15 protein-coding genes are annotated in these 14068 nt (G+C 67.5%); 11 read left to right on the top strand and 4 right to left on the bottom strand.

The window, feature by feature from the left end; translation table 11 throughout:
- Positions 1–7 precede the first annotated feature (7 nt).
- Positions 8–856 carry a 3-hydroxybutyryl-CoA dehydrogenase gene (locus AC07OX_RS30945; RefSeq protein ID WP_062478806.1) on the bottom strand — a complete coding sequence of 283 codons (849 nt, stop codon included), beginning with the start codon at positions 854–856 and terminating at the stop codon, positions 8–10.
- Positions 857–1037: 181 nt separating this feature from the next.
- On the opposite strand from AC07OX_RS30945, the gene purT reads away from it, so the two are divergent.
- From purT to AC07OX_RS30895, 10 genes are all read left to right on the top strand, one after another.
- Entirely contained in the window at positions 1038–2240 is a 1203-nt protein-coding gene (gene purT / locus AC07OX_RS30940; RefSeq protein WP_495261511.1) for a formate-dependent phosphoribosylglycinamide formyltransferase, read from the top strand.
- 189 nt (positions 2241–2429) lie between these two features.
- Complete coding sequence (gene lipP1 / locus AC07OX_RS30935) at positions 2430–3371, top strand: LipP1 family hormone-sensitive lipase (RefSeq protein WP_495261512.1); 942 nt, start codon at positions 2430–2432, stop codon at positions 3369–3371.
- A gap of 113 nt (positions 3372–3484) precedes the next feature.
- On the top strand, positions 3485–4315 hold the full coding sequence (locus AC07OX_RS30930) for a helix-turn-helix domain-containing protein (RefSeq protein ID WP_095950254.1): 831 nt from the start codon (positions 3485–3487) through the stop codon (positions 4313–4315).
- Between the two features lie 21 nt (positions 4316–4336).
- Positions 4337–5212 carry a branched-chain amino acid ABC transporter permease gene (locus AC07OX_RS30925; RefSeq protein ID WP_070061875.1) on the top strand — a complete coding sequence of 292 codons (876 nt, stop codon included), beginning with the start codon at positions 4337–4339 and terminating at the stop codon, positions 5210–5212.
- 7 nt (positions 5213–5219) lie between these two features.
- Positions 5220–6296: a branched-chain amino acid ABC transporter permease gene (locus AC07OX_RS30920; RefSeq protein ID WP_062478791.1), complete on the top strand. Its 1077-nt coding sequence runs from the start codon at positions 5220–5222 to the stop codon at positions 6294–6296.
- On the top strand, positions 6293–7111 hold the full coding sequence (locus tag AC07OX_RS30915) for an ABC transporter ATP-binding protein (protein WP_095747054.1): 819 nt from the start codon (positions 6293–6295) through the stop codon (positions 7109–7111). The genes AC07OX_RS30920 and AC07OX_RS30915 overlap by 4 nt, the downstream gene beginning before the upstream one ends.
- Before the next feature lie 277 nt (positions 7112–7388).
- The gene (locus AC07OX_RS30910) at positions 7389–8162 is read left to right on the top strand and encodes an ABC transporter ATP-binding protein (RefSeq protein ID WP_056576626.1); all 774 of its coding nucleotides are present in this window, start codon (positions 7389–7391) and stop codon (positions 8160–8162) included.
- An 8-nt stretch (positions 8163–8170) separates the two neighbouring features.
- Positions 8171–10027: an AMP-dependent synthetase/ligase gene (locus AC07OX_RS30905; RefSeq protein WP_070061877.1), complete on the top strand. Its 1857-nt coding sequence runs from the start codon at positions 8171–8173 to the stop codon at positions 10025–10027.
- A 32-nt stretch (positions 10028–10059) separates the two neighbouring features.
- Complete coding sequence (locus AC07OX_RS30900; RefSeq protein WP_495261513.1) at positions 10060–11226, top strand: ABC transporter substrate-binding protein; 1167 nt, start codon at positions 10060–10062, stop codon at positions 11224–11226.
- Between the two features lie 153 nt (positions 11227–11379).
- A complete protein-coding gene (locus tag AC07OX_RS30895; protein ID WP_070061878.1) occupies positions 11380–11841 on the top strand; it encodes an EVE domain-containing protein in 462 nt (153 codons plus the stop codon).
- A gap of 10 nt (positions 11842–11851) precedes the next feature.
- Here AC07OX_RS30895 and AC07OX_RS30890 read toward each other — a convergent pair whose 3' ends face one another.
- The 3 genes from AC07OX_RS30890 to AC07OX_RS30880 are packed head-to-tail and all read right to left on the bottom strand — an operon-like array spanning position 11852 to position 13447.
- Positions 11852–12505 carry a MarC family protein gene (locus tag AC07OX_RS30890; RefSeq protein WP_056576614.1) on the bottom strand — a complete coding sequence of 218 codons (654 nt, stop codon included), beginning with the start codon at positions 12503–12505 and terminating at the stop codon, positions 11852–11854.
- A 3-nt stretch (positions 12506–12508) separates the two neighbouring features.
- Positions 12509–13255, bottom strand: a complete 747-nt coding sequence (locus AC07OX_RS30885; RefSeq protein WP_495261514.1) for an SDR family oxidoreductase — start codon at positions 13253–13255, stop codon at positions 12509–12511.
- 51 nt (positions 13256–13306) lie between these two features.
- Positions 13307–13447 (bottom strand): hypothetical protein, encoded by a 141-nt coding sequence (locus AC07OX_RS30880; RefSeq protein ID WP_495261515.1) that lies wholly within the window; start codon positions 13445–13447, stop codon positions 13307–13309.
- A 12-nt stretch (positions 13448–13459) separates the two neighbouring features.
- Between AC07OX_RS30880 and AC07OX_RS30875 the strand changes: the two genes are divergently transcribed.
- Entirely contained in the window at positions 13460–14059 is a 600-nt protein-coding gene (locus AC07OX_RS30875; RefSeq protein ID WP_095950248.1) for a 2-hydroxychromene-2-carboxylate isomerase, read from the top strand.
- Positions 14060–14068: the final 9 nt, after the last annotated feature.

Below are 14068 nucleotides of genomic sequence, written 5' to 3'. Positions count from 1 at the left end.
TGCCGGATCAGTACGTATAGACGCCGCGGCCGGTCTTGCGACCGAGCTGGCCGGCGGCGACCATTTCCTTCAGCAGCGGGCAGGGGCGGTACTTGGAATCGCCGAACTGCTCCAGGTACACCTCCATCACGGCCAGGCACACGTCCAGGCCGATCATGTCGGCCAGGGCCAGCGGGCCGATGGGCTGGTTGCAGCCCAGCTTCATGCCGGCGTCGATGTCCTCGGCCGTGGCCAGGCCCTCGGCCAGCACGAAGAAAGCCTCGTTGATCATCGGCACCAGGATGCGGTTGACCACGAAGCCCGGCGCGTTCTTCACCGTGATGGGCGACTTGCCCAGCTTCTCGGCCAGCGCCTTCACGGCGTCGTGCGTGGCGTCGCTCGTGAGGTAGCCGCGGATCAGCTCCACCAGCGCCATCATCGGCACCGGGTTGAAGAAGTGCATGCCGATGAAGCGGTCGGCGCGCGAGGTGGCGGCGGCCAGCTGCGTGATCGAGATCGACGAGGTGTTCGACGCGATGATCACCTCGGGGCCCACCAGCTCATCGACCTGCTTGAGGATCTTGAGCTTGAGCGCGTGGTTCTCGGTGGCGGCCTCGATGACCAGCTGCGCGCCCTTGAGGTCGTTGTAGTCGGTCGAGCCCTTGATCAGCGCCAGCGCCGCGGCCTTCTGCTCGGCCGTGAGCTTTTCCTTCTTGATCAGGCGGTCGAGGCTGCCCGAGATGGTGGCGATGCCCTTGTCGACGGCGGCCTGGGCCACGTCGATCATCACCACGTTGACACCCGACACCGCGCAGGCCTGGGCGATGCCGTTGCCCATGGTGCCGGCGCCGATGATGCCCACAGTCTGAATCGTCATGAAAAATGCTCCTTGAAACAAAAAAAGAAAATCGGAGGCGAGGGCGGGCGCAAGGCCGCCGTCGCGCAATGGCGGTCATTGTGAATCAGCCCGGAGGGGTCGCCGTTCCCGTGGGCGACACCGGCCCGGGGTGGCTTACAGTGCTGCGATTGTTTTCAACCCCATTTTTTCGAGCCCTCGCATGACCACCCTCGGCACCCCCCTGTCCCCTTCCGCCACCCGCGTGATGCTGCTCGGCTCCGGCGAGCTCGGCAAGGAGGTGCTGATCGCCCTGCAGCGCCTGGGCGTCGAGACCATCGCCGTCGACCGCTACGAGAACGCCCCCGGCCAGCAGGTGGCGCACCACGCGCGCACCATCACCATGAGCGACCCCGACCAGCTCAAGGCGCTGATCGAGGCCGAGAAGCCCACGCTGGTGGTGCCCGAGATCGAGGCCATCGCCACGCCCATGCTGCAGCAGCTGGAAGACGCGGGCGTGGTGCGCGTGATTCCCACGGCCCGCGCCGCTCGCCTCACGATGGACCGCGAAGGCATCCGCCGCCTGGCGGCCGAGACGCTGGGCGTGCCCACCAGCCCCTACAAGTTCTGCGACTCGCTGGCCGAGCTGCAGGCCGCCATCGACGGCGGCATCGGGTATCCCTGCATCGTCAAGCCCGTGATGAGCAGCTCCGGCAAGGGCCAGAGCAAGATCGACGGCCCCGCCGACGTGCAGAAGGCCTGGGACTACGCCATGGCCGGCGGCCGCGTGAGCCATGGCCGCGTGATCGTCGAGGGCTTCATCGACTTCGACTACGAGATCACGCTGCTGACCGTGCGCGCCAAGGGCGCGGCGGGCGCTGTCGAAACCAAGTTCTGCGACCCCATCGGCCACGTGCAGGTCAGCGGCGACTACGTGGAAAGCTGGCAGCCGCACCCCATGGCGCCGGCCGCGCTGCAGAAGGCCCAGCAGATCGCGCAGGCCGTCACGGCCGACCTGGGCGGGCAGGGCCTGTTCGGCGTCGAGCTGTTCGTGAAGGGCGACGAGGTCTGGTTCAGCGAGGTCAGCCCGCGCCCGCACGACACCGGCATGGTCACCATGGCGACGCAGTGGCAGAACGAGTTCGAGCTGCACGCGCGCGCCATCCTCGGCCTGCCGGTCGACACCTCACTCAAGAGCCCGGGTGCCAGCGCCGTGATCTACGGCGGCGTGGACGCCACCGGCATCGCCTTCGACGGCGTGGCCGAGGCGCTGCAGGTGCCCGGCAGCGACATCCGCCTGTTCGGCAAGCCCGAGAGCTTCGTCAAGCGCCGCATGGGCGTGGCGCTGGTGCATGCGGCCGACACCGACACGGCCCGCAAGCTGGCCAAGGAAGCCGCCTCGCGCGTGAAGCCGCGCACGGTCTGAGCGACCCAACCCTCCGGGTGAACCCGCGAGCCGGGCCCCGGTAGCCAGTTTTCGCAAGCGACCCCGCAGCGGTGCGGGCATGGTGCAGGTCTTGTCGCCAGGACGCCGGTCGGGTGCGGGTGCATGCGGATACCCCGCAGGCACCCCGCCCTCCACACTGAGCGCTCCGTTCGATTCACCGGAGACACCATGCTGCATCCCCAGGCGCGCGCCTTGCTGGATTTCATCGAAGCGCGCGGCATTCCGCCGACCCACACCCTGTCGCCCGCCGACGCGCGGGCCTACTACCGCGAGCGCCGCACCGCCACGCAGCCGCTGCCGGCCGAGGTCGCCGAAGTGCGCGACCTCGCCGCCGACGGGCCGCACGGCACCATTGCGGTGCGGCTGTACAAGCCGCTCGGCGCAGGCCCGGGCCCGCTGCCCGTGCTCGTGTACTACCACGGCGGCGGCTGGGTCATCGGCGATCTCGACACGCACGACGTGCTGTGCCGCGAACTGGCCAACGGCGCGGGCTGCGCGGTGGTCGCGGTCGACTACCGCATGGGCCCCGAGCACCGCTTTCCCACCGCCGTGGACGACGTGCTCGCCGCCACCCGCTGGGTGCGCCGCGAAGCCGCCGCGCTGGGGCTCGATGCGAGCCGCCTCGCGGTGGGCGGCGACAGCGCGGGCGGCAACCTCGCGGCCGTGGCGTCGATCGCGGCGCGCGATGCGGGCGACCTGCCGATCGTGTTCCAGCTCCTGATCTACCCGGCCACCGACATGCGCCGCGGCCATCCGTCGCACCAGGCGAACGGGCAGGGCTACCTGCTCACGCGCGACACGATGACCTACTTCCACGACCACTACATCACCGACGCGAAGCACGACCTCGACTGGCGCGCCTCGCCGCTGCTGCACACCGACCTGGCGGGCCTGCCGCCCGCGCTCGTGCTCACGGCCGGCTACGACCCGCTGCGCGACGAAGGCGCGGCCTACGCCGAGGCGCTCACGGCCGCAGGCAACCGCGCGAACTACGTGTGCTTCGAGCGCCAGATCCATGGCTTCATCACCATGGGCAAGGTGCTCGACGAGGCCCACACCGCCGTCGCGTTGTGCGCGGCGGAACTGCGCCGCGCGTTCGCGCTGGCCTAGGGAAAGTCCCCGCGCAAATGGATGCCGCGCGCAAGGCCCCCGCCGCTACGATCCAGCGAACACGACGCCACCCCCCGGTCGGACGTCGTCGACCGATGCAGGAGACAGACACCATGCAGCGAACCAGGACGTCGACGCCTTCGGGCGGCGATGCACGGCAGGGCGAACGCCTCATGTGGCTCACGCCGCAGCGCGTCTTCTACGCCGGGCTGCTCGGCGCCGCGGCCGAGCGCGCCATGGGCGGGCACGGCGTGTACGTGTCGCCCGCCGGTGCGCCGCCCAACCGCATTCGCATCGGCGGCGGGGCCTGGCAGAGCGGCGAGTTCATCGTGGTGCCGCCGCACGTGCCGCACCAGGTCGAGAGCGCCTGCCCGCTGATCTTCAACCTGCTGATCGAGTCGGAGTCGGTCGATCCCGCGCGCATGCCGGCCTTCCTGCAGCACTGCGGCCCGGTCGATGCGCCGGCCTTCGTGCAGCGCATGCGCGAGGTCCATGCCCACCTGCTGGCGGCCTCGGCGCGCGGCATCGACTTCGACGGCTTCGATTTCGACGCGCTGTTCTTCGACGGCCCGCTCACGCCGCGCCCGCTCGACGCGCGCATCCGCAAGGTGGTCGACATGCTCGTGGCCGACCCGGCCGCGCCGGCCTCGGCGGAAGACTGCGCGGCCTCGGTGCACCTGTCGTTCTCGCGCTTTTTGCACCTGTTCAAGCAGGAGACGGGCATGGCCTTTCGCGGCTTCCGGGCCTGGAAGCGTGCGCGCAGCCTGCTGCGCTACGTGCACCAGAGCGGCACGCTGACCGACATCGCGCTGGACACCGGCTACCCCGATTCCACGCACTTCAGCCATTCGATCCGCCAGGTCTACGGGCTCAAGCCCAGCGACATCGTGGCGGGCTCGCGCCGCCTCGCGCTGCATGACGCGGCCGGCGGGTTCCGGCAGTAGGCGCAGGCGGGACGGCATCGCATGCAGATCCTCCAACTCCTGCTCTCGGGCATCGCGCAAGGGTGCATCTACGGCCTCATCGCGCTGGGCTTCGTGCTGATCTACAAGGCCACCGAAACGGTGAGCTTCGCGCAGGGCGACCTGATGATGCTCGGCGCGTTCGGTGCCTTCGCGGGCATGTCGCTCTTCGGCATGCCGTTCTGGCTTGCGGCGCTCTTGGCCGTGGTGGCCATGGCGGCCTTCGGCGTGCTGCTCGAGCTGGTGGTGATCCGCCCGATCCTCGGGCAGCCGCAGTTCTCGATCGTGATGCTGACCATCGGCATCGCCTACGTGGCGCGCGGCCTCATCACCATGGTGCCGGGCATCGGCACCGACACCCATACGCTGGCCGTGCCCTACAAGGACCAGATCTGGAAGCTGGGCGAGCTGGTGGTGAACCTGGAGCAGTTCGTGATCATCGTGGCCACCGCGATCCTGTGCGGCCTGCTGTACGCCATGTTCCGCTACAGCAAGCTGGGCATCGCGATGCAGGCCTCGTCGCAGAACCAGCTGGCGGCCTACTACATGGGCATTCCGGTGAAGCGGCTCAACGGGCTGGTGTGGGGGCTCGCCGCTGCGGTGGCGGCCATCGCCGGCATGCTGCTGGCGCCCATCACCTTCGTGCACGCCAACATGGGCTTCATCGGCCTGAAGGCCTTTCCGGCGGCGGTGGTGGGGGGCTTCGGCAGCCTGCCGGGCGCGATCGTCGGCGGGCTGGTGATCGGCATCGTCGAGTCGTTCGCGGGCTTCTATCTGCCCGACGGTTTCAAGGACACGGCGCCGTACATCGTGGTGCTGCTGATGCTCATGATCAAGCCGAACGGATTGTTCGGCGAAAAGCTGCGCAAGAAGGTCTGAACATCCCATGCGCTTCATCTTCAAGACCAGCTACGACCAGGACATCCGCCTTGCGCGGCACGGCGGCCACGTGCTCTGGTACAGCCTGCTCGTGGCCTTCCTGCTCGTCGCGCCGTGGGTCATCGACGAGTACTGGCTCGCGCAGCTGACCTTCGTGCTCATCTACGGCATCGTCGGCCTGGGGCTGATGCTGCTGGCGGGTTTCACGGGGCAGTTCTCCATCGGGCATGCGGCGTTCCTCGGAACGGGCGCGTACACGCAGGGCGTGCTGACGAACATGGGCGTGCCGTTTCCGCTCGCGCTGCTGGCGTCGGCGGCGCTGTCGGCGGCGGTGGGCGTGGTGGTGGCGATGCCGGCGCTGCGCGTGAAGGGCATCTACCTGGGCATCGCGACGCTGTCCTTCGGCTTCATCGTCGAGGAGGTGTTCGCACGCTGGGAAAGCGTGACGGGCGGCAACGCGGGCCTGCATGTGAAGTCGCCGCAGCTGTTCGGCTGGTCGCTGGGCTCGGGCGAAGGCTTCTACTTTCTGTGCCTGGTGGTGGCGGTGGTGTCCACGCTGGGCATCCTGAACCTGCTGCGCTCGCCGACGGGGCGTGCCTTCGTCGCGATCCGCGATTCGGAGATTTCGGCGCAGAGCATGGGCATCCACCTGGCGCGATACAAGACGATGTCGTTCGCGATCTCGGCCGCGCTCGCGGGCTTGGGCGGCGCTCTGTATGCGCACAAGCTGAGCTTCATCTCGCCGGATCAGTTCAACATCCTGCAGTCGATCGACCTGCTGCTGATGGTGGTGATCGGTGGGCTGGGCTCGGTGCACGGCGCGTTCCTCGGCGCGATTTTTCTCATCGCGATGCCGCAGCTGATCTCGATGGGCAAGGACTGGCTGCCGGCGGTGGTCGGGCAGGCGCCCGGCCTGCAGGGGCTGGTGTACGGGCTGGTGCTGATCGCCTTCGTGCTGTTCGAGCCGCTGGGGCTGTACGGGCGCTGGCTCAAGATCCGCACCTGGCTGCAGCTCTTCCCGTTCTACCGCAAGGGTTTGTTCAAGCGGCAGAAGTCGTTCACCAAATCGGATCGGCTGAGATGAGCAACGACGTCCTTCTTTCCGCGAAAGACCTGAGCGTGCGCTTCGGCGGCGTGCTGGCGGTCAACAAGGTGAGCTTCGACGTGCGGCGCGGCGAGGTGTTCACGCTCATCGGCCCGAACGGCGCGGGCAAGACGACGGTGTTCAACCTGATCAGCCGCATCTACACGCCGACCACGGGCGAGATCACCTGGCATGGCGAGGCGGGCGGGGCGATCGCGCTCACGCAGCAGGCGCCGCACGCGATTGCCGCGCTGGGCATTGCGCGCACCTTCCAGAACATCGAGCTGTTCGAGCATGCGACGGTGCTGCACAACCTGCTGATCGGGCGCCACACGCACCGGCAGACAGGCTTCTGGAGCGAGGTGTTCTTCACGCCGGCCACGCGCCGCGCCGAGATCGCGGCGCGCGAGAAGGCGGAGCAGGTGATCGACCTGCTCGACCTGCAGCACTACCGCGACTCGATGGTGGCGGGGCTGCCCTACGGCGTGCGCAAGGTGGTAGAGCTGGCGCGCGCGCTGTGCACCGAGCCCAAGCTGCTGCTGCTCGACGAGCCTTCTTCGGGGCTCAATGTCGAGGAGACGGCGGACATGGCGTTCTGGATTCAGGACATCCAGCATGAGCTGGGGGTGTCGGTGCTGATGGTCGAGCACGACATGTCGCTGGTTTCCAAGGTGTCGGATCGCGTGCTTGCCATGAATCAGGGCGAGGTGCTGGCTACGGGGTCGCCTCGCGAGGTGCAAGCGGATTCGCGTGTCATCGAGGCTTACCTTGGGACTGTGGATGACGTGAGCAGTTTGCGGAGGGTGGTGGCGTGACTTGCTTCTTCGTTACCTCTTTGGAGACGCCCGGTGCGCGGCACGGCGCGGTCGCCCCCACTGCGCCGGCCGCTTCGCGGCTTCCCTGCGGTGCTCGCGTTTCGCGGGGGCTCGCAGAACTCGCTTCGCTCAAACAGCTGCGAGCCCTGATCCGCGAAACGCTGCGCTCCTCGGCGGCACAGAGGGGGCGCCCGCGCCGCACCGCGCACCGGGCTTCGTCGTGGCGTGAGTGTTCTGTGCGTTCTGAATGTTCCGCCTCGAACCAGGGAGTGCGCGCATGAGCGACGTCGTGCTTCAACTGCTCAACGTCGAGAGCGCCTATGGCCCGATCAAGGCCATCCGCGGCGTGAGCCTGAAGGTGCGCAAGGGCGAGATCGCGACGGTGCTTGGCTCCAACGGCGCGGGCAAGACAACGATCCTCAAGACCATCTCGGGGATCATCGATCCGCGCAAGGGCAGCATCGAGTTCCAGGGGCAGGACATCACGGCGAAAGACCCGGCCTTCATCGTGCAGCAGGGGCTGAGCCACGTGCCCGAAGGGCGCGAGGTGTTCCCGCTGCTGTCGGTGAAAGACAACCTGCTGATGGGCGCCTACACGCGCAAGGACCGCGACGGCGTGGCGCGGGACATCGAGACCGTCTTCACCTATTTCCCGATCCTGCGCGAACGCGCCACGCAGGACGCCGGCCTGCTCTCGGGCGGGCAGCAGCAGATGCTGGCCATCTCGCGCGCCATCATGGCGGCGCCGCACCTCATTCTTCTGGACGAACCGAGCCTGGGCCTGAGCCCCAAGCTCACCAAGGAGATCTTCGAGATCGTGGTGCGCATCAACCGCGAGCGCGGCACCACCATCCTGCTGGTGGAGCAGAACGCGAACATGGCGCTCAACGCCGCCGACCACGGCTACGTGCTGGAGAACGGCCGCATCGTGATGGAAGACTCGTGCGAACGCCTGCGCGAGAAGGACGACATCAAGGAGTTCTACCTGGGTGTCAAGGACGACGGCGTGCGCGGCGAGCGGCGCTGGAAAAAGAAGAAGACCTGGAGGTAGCCGTCGCCATGCAAGGACTCTGGGATCTGCGAACCATCGAACCCGGCCACGACATCCTCGTGCCCGGCGAGACGCTGTCGGCCATGTTCTGGAACGCCGTGCGCCAGCGCGGCGACAACATCTGGATGCGGCAGAAGGAGCTGGGCATCTGGCGCAGCTGGAGCTGGCGCCAGACGGCCGAGGCCGTGCGCGAAATCGCGGCCGGGCTGCAGGCCATCGGCTTCACGCGCGGCGAGTGCGCGTCCATCCTTTCGAACACCGTCATCGAGTGGGTGCTGGCCGACCTGGCGGTGCTGAGCTGCGGCGGTGTGTCGAACGGCATCTACCCGACCGACGCCGCCTCGCAGGTGCAGTACCTGTGCGAAGACTCGCGCACCACCGTGCTCTTCGTGGAAGACGACGAGCAGCTCGACAAGGCGCTCGAGGTGCGCGCCCGCCTGCCCGGTCTGCGCCGCGTGGTCGTGTTCGACATGGAAGGCCTGCGCGAACTCGACGACCCGGGCGTGATGAGCCTGGACGCGCTGCGCGCCCTCGGCCGAACGCACCTGGCGGGCGACCCGCAGGCGGTGGAGCGCAGCGTGGCGGCCTGCCGGCCCGAAGACCTGGCCATTCTTGTCTACACCTCGGGCACCACCGGCAAGCCCAAGGGCGCCATGCACAGCCATGCGGGGCTGGTGTACACCGCGCGCGGCTACAACACGCTCATCGCGCAGGACGAGAAGGACGAGCGCATGTGCTTCCTGCCGCTGTGCCACATCGCCGAGCGCATGGGCGGCGAGTACTTCGCGATGTACACGGGCTCGATCCTCAACTTCGTCGAGAACCCCGAGACGGTGCCCGAGAACGTGCGCGAGATCGCGCCCACGGTGTTCACCGGCGTGCCGCGCGTGTGGGAGAAGTTCTATTCGGGCGTGATGATCGCGCTGAAGGAGGCCAGCCCGCTGCAGCAGGCCGCCTACCACTGGAGCATCGGCGTGGGCGAGACCATCGCCAACAGGGTGCTCGCGGGCCAGGAGATCGGCACGGGGCTGCGCCTGAAGTTCCGGCTGGCGCGGCTGCTGGCGCTGGACAACGCGCGCAAGCTCATCGGCATCCACCGCGCGCGCTTTCTCGTGACCGGCGCGGCGCCCATTTCGCCCGAACTGGTCAAGTGGTACCTCGCGCTGGGCGTGCCCATGCTCGAGGTGTGGGGCATGACGGAGTCGTGCGGCGCTTCCACGGCCGTGCCCGTCACCCGCATCAAGCCCGGCTCCATCGGCCCGGCCACGGGCTACAACGAGGTGCGCATCGATCCGGCCACGAGCGAGATCCTGGTGCGCGGCCCCAATGTCTTCATGGGCTATTTGAATCTGCCGGAGAAGACCGCCGAGACCATCGACGCCGACGGCTGGCTGCACACGGGCGACGTGGGCGTGATGGACGAGGACGGGTATTTCCGCATCACCGACCGGATGAAAGACATCATCATCACGGCAGGCGGCAAGAACGTGACCCCGAGCGAGCTGGAGAACGAGCTCAAGTTCAGCCTCTACATCACCGATGCCGTGGTGATCGGCGACAAGAGGCCCTACCTCACGGTGATCGTCATGATCGACCAGGAGAACGTCGAGAAATTCGCGCAGGACCACGACGTGCCGTTCAGCAACTACGAGAGCCTGACACGCACGCAGGAAGTGCAGGACCTGATCCAGGGCGAGATCGATCGCGTCAACGCCAAGTTCGCGCGCGTCGAGCAGATCAAGAAGTTCTTCCTGCTCGAGACGCAACTGAGCGCCGAGGACGAGGAGCTCACGCCCACGATGAAGCTCAAGCGCAAGCTGGTGCAGACCAAGTACGCGCAGCGCATCGACGCCATGTACCGCTGACCTCTTTTTTGCCAACCCGAGGAGACAACGCTATGACGAAGCTCAAGACATTGACGACGCTGGCCGTGCTGGGCTTGATCGCGACGCTCGCGTCCGCGCAGCAGCAGGGCGTGAGCAAGGACGAGATCCGCATCGGCACCATCCAGGACCTGTCGGGTCCGCTGGCGGGCTTCGGCAAGCAGGCGCGCAACGGCATGCAGCTGCGCGTGGACGAGCTCAACGAGCAGGGCACGCTCAACGGCCGCAAGCTCAAGCTCTTCGTCGAAGACTCGGGCTACGACCCGAAGAAGGCGGTGCTGGCGGCGCAGAAGCTGGTCAACCAGGAAAAGATCTTCATCATGGCCGGCCACATCGGCACGGCACAGAACATGGCGGCGATGCCGGTGCAGTTCGACAAGAACGTCGTCAACTACATGCCCATCACGGCGGCGCGCGAAATGTACGAGCCGCTGAACCGGCTGAAGTACTCGTTCGCGGCCACCTACTACGACCAGATCCGCCTGGCGCTGCCCAAGATGATCAAGGACAAGGGCGCCAAGAAGGTCTGCACGATCTACCAGGACGACGAGTTCGGCCTCGAGGTGCAGCGCGGCGCCGAGGCCGGCCTCAAGGCCGCGGGCATGGAGCTGGCCGAGAAGACCTCGTTCAAGCGCGGCGCCACCGACTTCAGCTCGCAGGTCGCCAAGATGAAGGCCGCCAACTGCGACCTCGTGGTGCTCGGCACCATCATCCGCGAGACCATCGGCACGGTGGGCGAGTCGCGCAAGACCGGCTTCAACCCGACCTTCCTGGGCTCGAGCGCGGCCTACACCGACCTGATCCACAAGCTGGGCGGCAAGGCCATGGACGGCGTGTACGCCACCATGACGGTGCAGAACCCCTACACCGACGAGCAGTCGCAGCCGCTGCGCTTCTGGGCCAACAAGTACAAGACCAAGTTCAACGAAGACCCGACCGTGTTCTCGGTGTACGGCTACGTGATCATCGACTCGTTCATCAAGGCCGCGACCAAGGCCGGCCAGAACCTGACGACCGACAGCTTCATCAAGGCGATGGACAGCATCACCTTCGAGCCCGACATGTTCGGCAGCCCGAAGAGCACCTACACCGCCACCAAGCGCCTGGGCAACGACCAGTCGCGGCTGTCGCAGATCAAGGACGGCAAGTGGGTGGTCGTCTCTGACTACGTGACGCCGTAACTGGTACTCCCCCAGGCTTCGCGCACTGCGTGTCGCTTCTCCAACCCCCTCGCCGGGGGCAACACCAGCGGCCCGGCAAAGCCGGTTCCGCGGTGTTCCACGATCTGGGCGCGCAGGTTTATATTTGCGGCGAACTCTCAGCGTGAGCCCGCCATGCCCCAGTACTGGTTGATGAAATCCGAGCCCGACGAGGTCTCGATCGACGATGCCCTCGCCGCGCCCGGTGCCACCGTGGCGTGGACCGGCGTGCGCAACTACCAGGCGCGCAACTTCATGCGCGACGGCATGAAGGTCGGCGACGGCGTGCTGTTCTATCACTCGAGCTGCCCCGAGCCCGGCATTGCCGGCATCGCGCGCGTGGCCTCGGGCATCCAACCCGATCCGACGCAGTTCGACCCGAAGTCGCCGTACTACGACGCCGGCGCGAAGAAGGAAGACCCGCGCTGGCTGCTGGTCGACGTGCAGGCGCTGCGCAAGACGCGGCTGCTGGCGTTGCCCGAGCTGCGCGCCAAGCCCGAGCTGGCCGATCTGGTCATCCTGCGCAAGGGCAACCGGCTGTCGATCACGCCGGTGGAGCCGGCGCACTGGAAGGTCATCGAGAAGATGCTGGCCTGAACGAACCTGTTCAGGCGACTTTCGACAGGATCGGGAACAGCTTGCCGAGCCCGTCGGCCATCACCTCGACCGCGAGTGCCGCGAGGATCAGGCCCATCAGCCGCGTCATGATGTTGATGCCGGTCTTGCCGAGCACCCGCGCGATCGGCTGCGCGAGAGAAAACGCCAGCGCCGTCGCCAGCGCTACGACCACGCCATAGCCGACCAGCAGCCCCAGCTCCCACAGGTGCTGCGTCTTGTCGGCGTAGATCACCACGGTGGAGATGGCGGCCGGGCCGGTGAGCAGCGGAATCGTGAGCGGCACCACCGCGATGGAGGCGCCCATCGACGCCTTCACTTCGACCGCGCGCAGCTCGTCGACGTTGGTCTTGCTCTCGGCCGGTTGCGCGTTGAGCATCGAGATCGAGCTCATGAGCAGCAGCAGCCCGCCGCCGACCTGGAAGCTCGCGATCGAGATGCCGAAGAAGGACAGCAGCTGCAGCCCGATGAGCGCGCTCACGGCAATGACCACGAAGGCGCTGAAGGCCGACATGCGCACCGTGCGCTTGCGCTGGGCGTCGGAATAGTCCTGCGTGTAGTGGATGAAGAAGGGCACGATGGCCAGCGGGTTGACGATGGCCACGAGCGTGACCAGCGGCTTGATGAGGTCCATGGAGGTGCTCATGGCTTACCTTCCACCGGTCACGTCGAGCAGGGCCATGGTGGTGTAGCTGGCCTCGGGCGAGAGCAGCCACAGGACGGCGCCGGCAATTTCTTCGGCGGTGCCGCTGCGCTTCATCGGCACGCCTGGGCCCATCTCGGCGGCGCGGCCAGGCTGGCCGCCGGAGGCGTGGATGTCGGTGTCGATCACGCCGGGGCGCACCGCATTCACGCGGATGCCTTCGTCGGCCACTTCCTTGGCCAGGCCGATGGTCAGGGTGTCGATGGCCGCCTTGCTGGCCGCGTAGTCGACGTACTGGCCGGGCGAGCCGATGCGCGCGGCGCCGCTGGAGATGTTGACGATGGCGCCGCCTTCGCCGCCGTGCTTCGTGCTCATGCGGCGCACGGCTTCGCGTGCGCAGACGAAGCTGCCGATCACGTTGATGCGGAACATGCGCTCCAGGCGCGCCACGCTCATTTCGTCGACGCGCGCCTGCACGTCGACCACGCCGGCGTTGTTCACGAGCGCGGTGAGGCGCCCCAGCTTGGCGTCGACCTTCGCGAACATCGCGAGCACCTGGGCTTCGTCGCCCACGTCGGCCTGCACCGCCATGGCGGTGCCGCCGTCCGCGCGGATGGTGCGCACCACCTCGTCGGCGGCCAGCGAGTTGCTGGCGTAGTTCACGGCCACGGCGTAGCCGCGCTTCGCGGCGAGCAAGGCCGTGGCGGCACCAATGCCGCGCCCACCGCCGGTGATCAAGAGCACCTGGTCCAAATCCCACCTCCTGCAGAGAAACTGTGCGTCAGTTAAAACCGACGGCCTGGATTACATCACCGAGGGCTGGCGCACGAGCACGAGCACGAGCACGAGCACGAGCACGAGCACGAGCACGAGCACGAGCACGAGCACGAGCACGAGCACCGCGCCGCGCCGCCCCAAGCCAGCTCGCACCGCAGTGCGCAGCACGGAGGTTACTGAATGCACAAGACCATCGACTATTACTTTGCGCCACAGAGCCCGTGGACCTATCTGGGGCATACCCGCTTTGCCGCCATCGCAGCTGCCGCCGGTGCCACCGTGCGCGTGCGGCCCATCGACATGGGCAGCGTGTTCCCGGTGTCGGGCGGCCTGCCGCTGGGCAAGCGCGCACCGCAGCGCCAGGCCTACCGGCTGCTCGAGCTGGCGCGCTTCTCGAAGCACCTGGGCCTGCCGCTGAACCCGAAGCCGAAGTTCTTTCCGGTGGCCGGCGACGATGCGGCGCGGCTGATCATCGCGGTCGACATGCACGACGGCACCGAGGCCGCGATGCGCATCAGCGCGGCGGTGTTCGCGGCCGTGTGGGTGCAGGAGCGGAACATCGGCGACCCGAACCTGCTCGAAGCCCTGGTCTCGGAATGCGGCCTGCCGGCCAAGCGCGCCGAGCAATCGCAGAGCCAGGCGGTGCAGGAGCGTTACGAGGCTTACACGCAGGAAGCGATCGACATCCAGGTGTTCGGCGCGCCGAGCTACGTGATCGACGGCGAGATCTTCTGGGGCCAGGACCGGCTCGATTTCGTCGAGCGGGCGCTGCGCGCTTGACGGCGCGCA

The sequence above is a fragment of the Variovorax sp. GW821-FHT09D07 genome, assembly GCF_059416345.1.
The sequence above is the reverse complement of the archived record's forward strand: the minus strand, read 5'-3'. Positions and strand labels throughout refer to the sequence as shown.

Bases quoted from the DNA above. Each gene is read 5' to 3' on its own strand.
- AC07OX_RS30945 (WP_062478806.1), bottom strand. From the start codon at position 856: ATGACGATTCAGACTGTGGGCATCATCGGCGCCGGCACCATGGGCAAC.
- purT (WP_495261511.1), top strand. From the start codon at position 1,038: ATGACCACCCTCGGCACCCCCCTGTCCCCTTCCGCCACCCGCGTGATG.
- lipP1 (WP_495261512.1), top strand. From the start codon at position 2,430: ATGCTGCATCCCCAGGCGCGCGCCTTGCTGGATTTCATCGAAGCGCGC.
- AC07OX_RS30930 (WP_095950254.1), top strand. From the start codon at position 3,485: ATGCAGCGAACCAGGACGTCGACGCCTTCGGGCGGCGATGCACGGCAG.
- AC07OX_RS30925 (WP_070061875.1), top strand. From the start codon at position 4,337: ATGCAGATCCTCCAACTCCTGCTCTCGGGCATCGCGCAAGGGTGCATC.
- AC07OX_RS30920 (WP_062478791.1), top strand. From the start codon at position 5,220: ATGCGCTTCATCTTCAAGACCAGCTACGACCAGGACATCCGCCTTGCG.
- AC07OX_RS30915 (WP_095747054.1), top strand. From the start codon at position 6,293: ATGAGCAACGACGTCCTTCTTTCCGCGAAAGACCTGAGCGTGCGCTTC.
- AC07OX_RS30910 (WP_056576626.1), top strand. From the start codon at position 7,389: ATGAGCGACGTCGTGCTTCAACTGCTCAACGTCGAGAGCGCCTATGGC.
- AC07OX_RS30905 (WP_070061877.1), top strand. From the start codon at position 8,171: ATGCAAGGACTCTGGGATCTGCGAACCATCGAACCCGGCCACGACATC.
- AC07OX_RS30900 (WP_495261513.1), top strand. From the start codon at position 10,060: ATGACGAAGCTCAAGACATTGACGACGCTGGCCGTGCTGGGCTTGATC.
- AC07OX_RS30895 (WP_070061878.1), top strand. From the start codon at position 11,380: ATGCCCCAGTACTGGTTGATGAAATCCGAGCCCGACGAGGTCTCGATC.
- AC07OX_RS30890 (WP_056576614.1), bottom strand. From the start codon at position 12,505: ATGAGCACCTCCATGGACCTCATCAAGCCGCTGGTCACGCTCGTGGCC.
- AC07OX_RS30875 (WP_095950248.1), top strand. From the start codon at position 13,460: ATGCACAAGACCATCGACTATTACTTTGCGCCACAGAGCCCGTGGACC.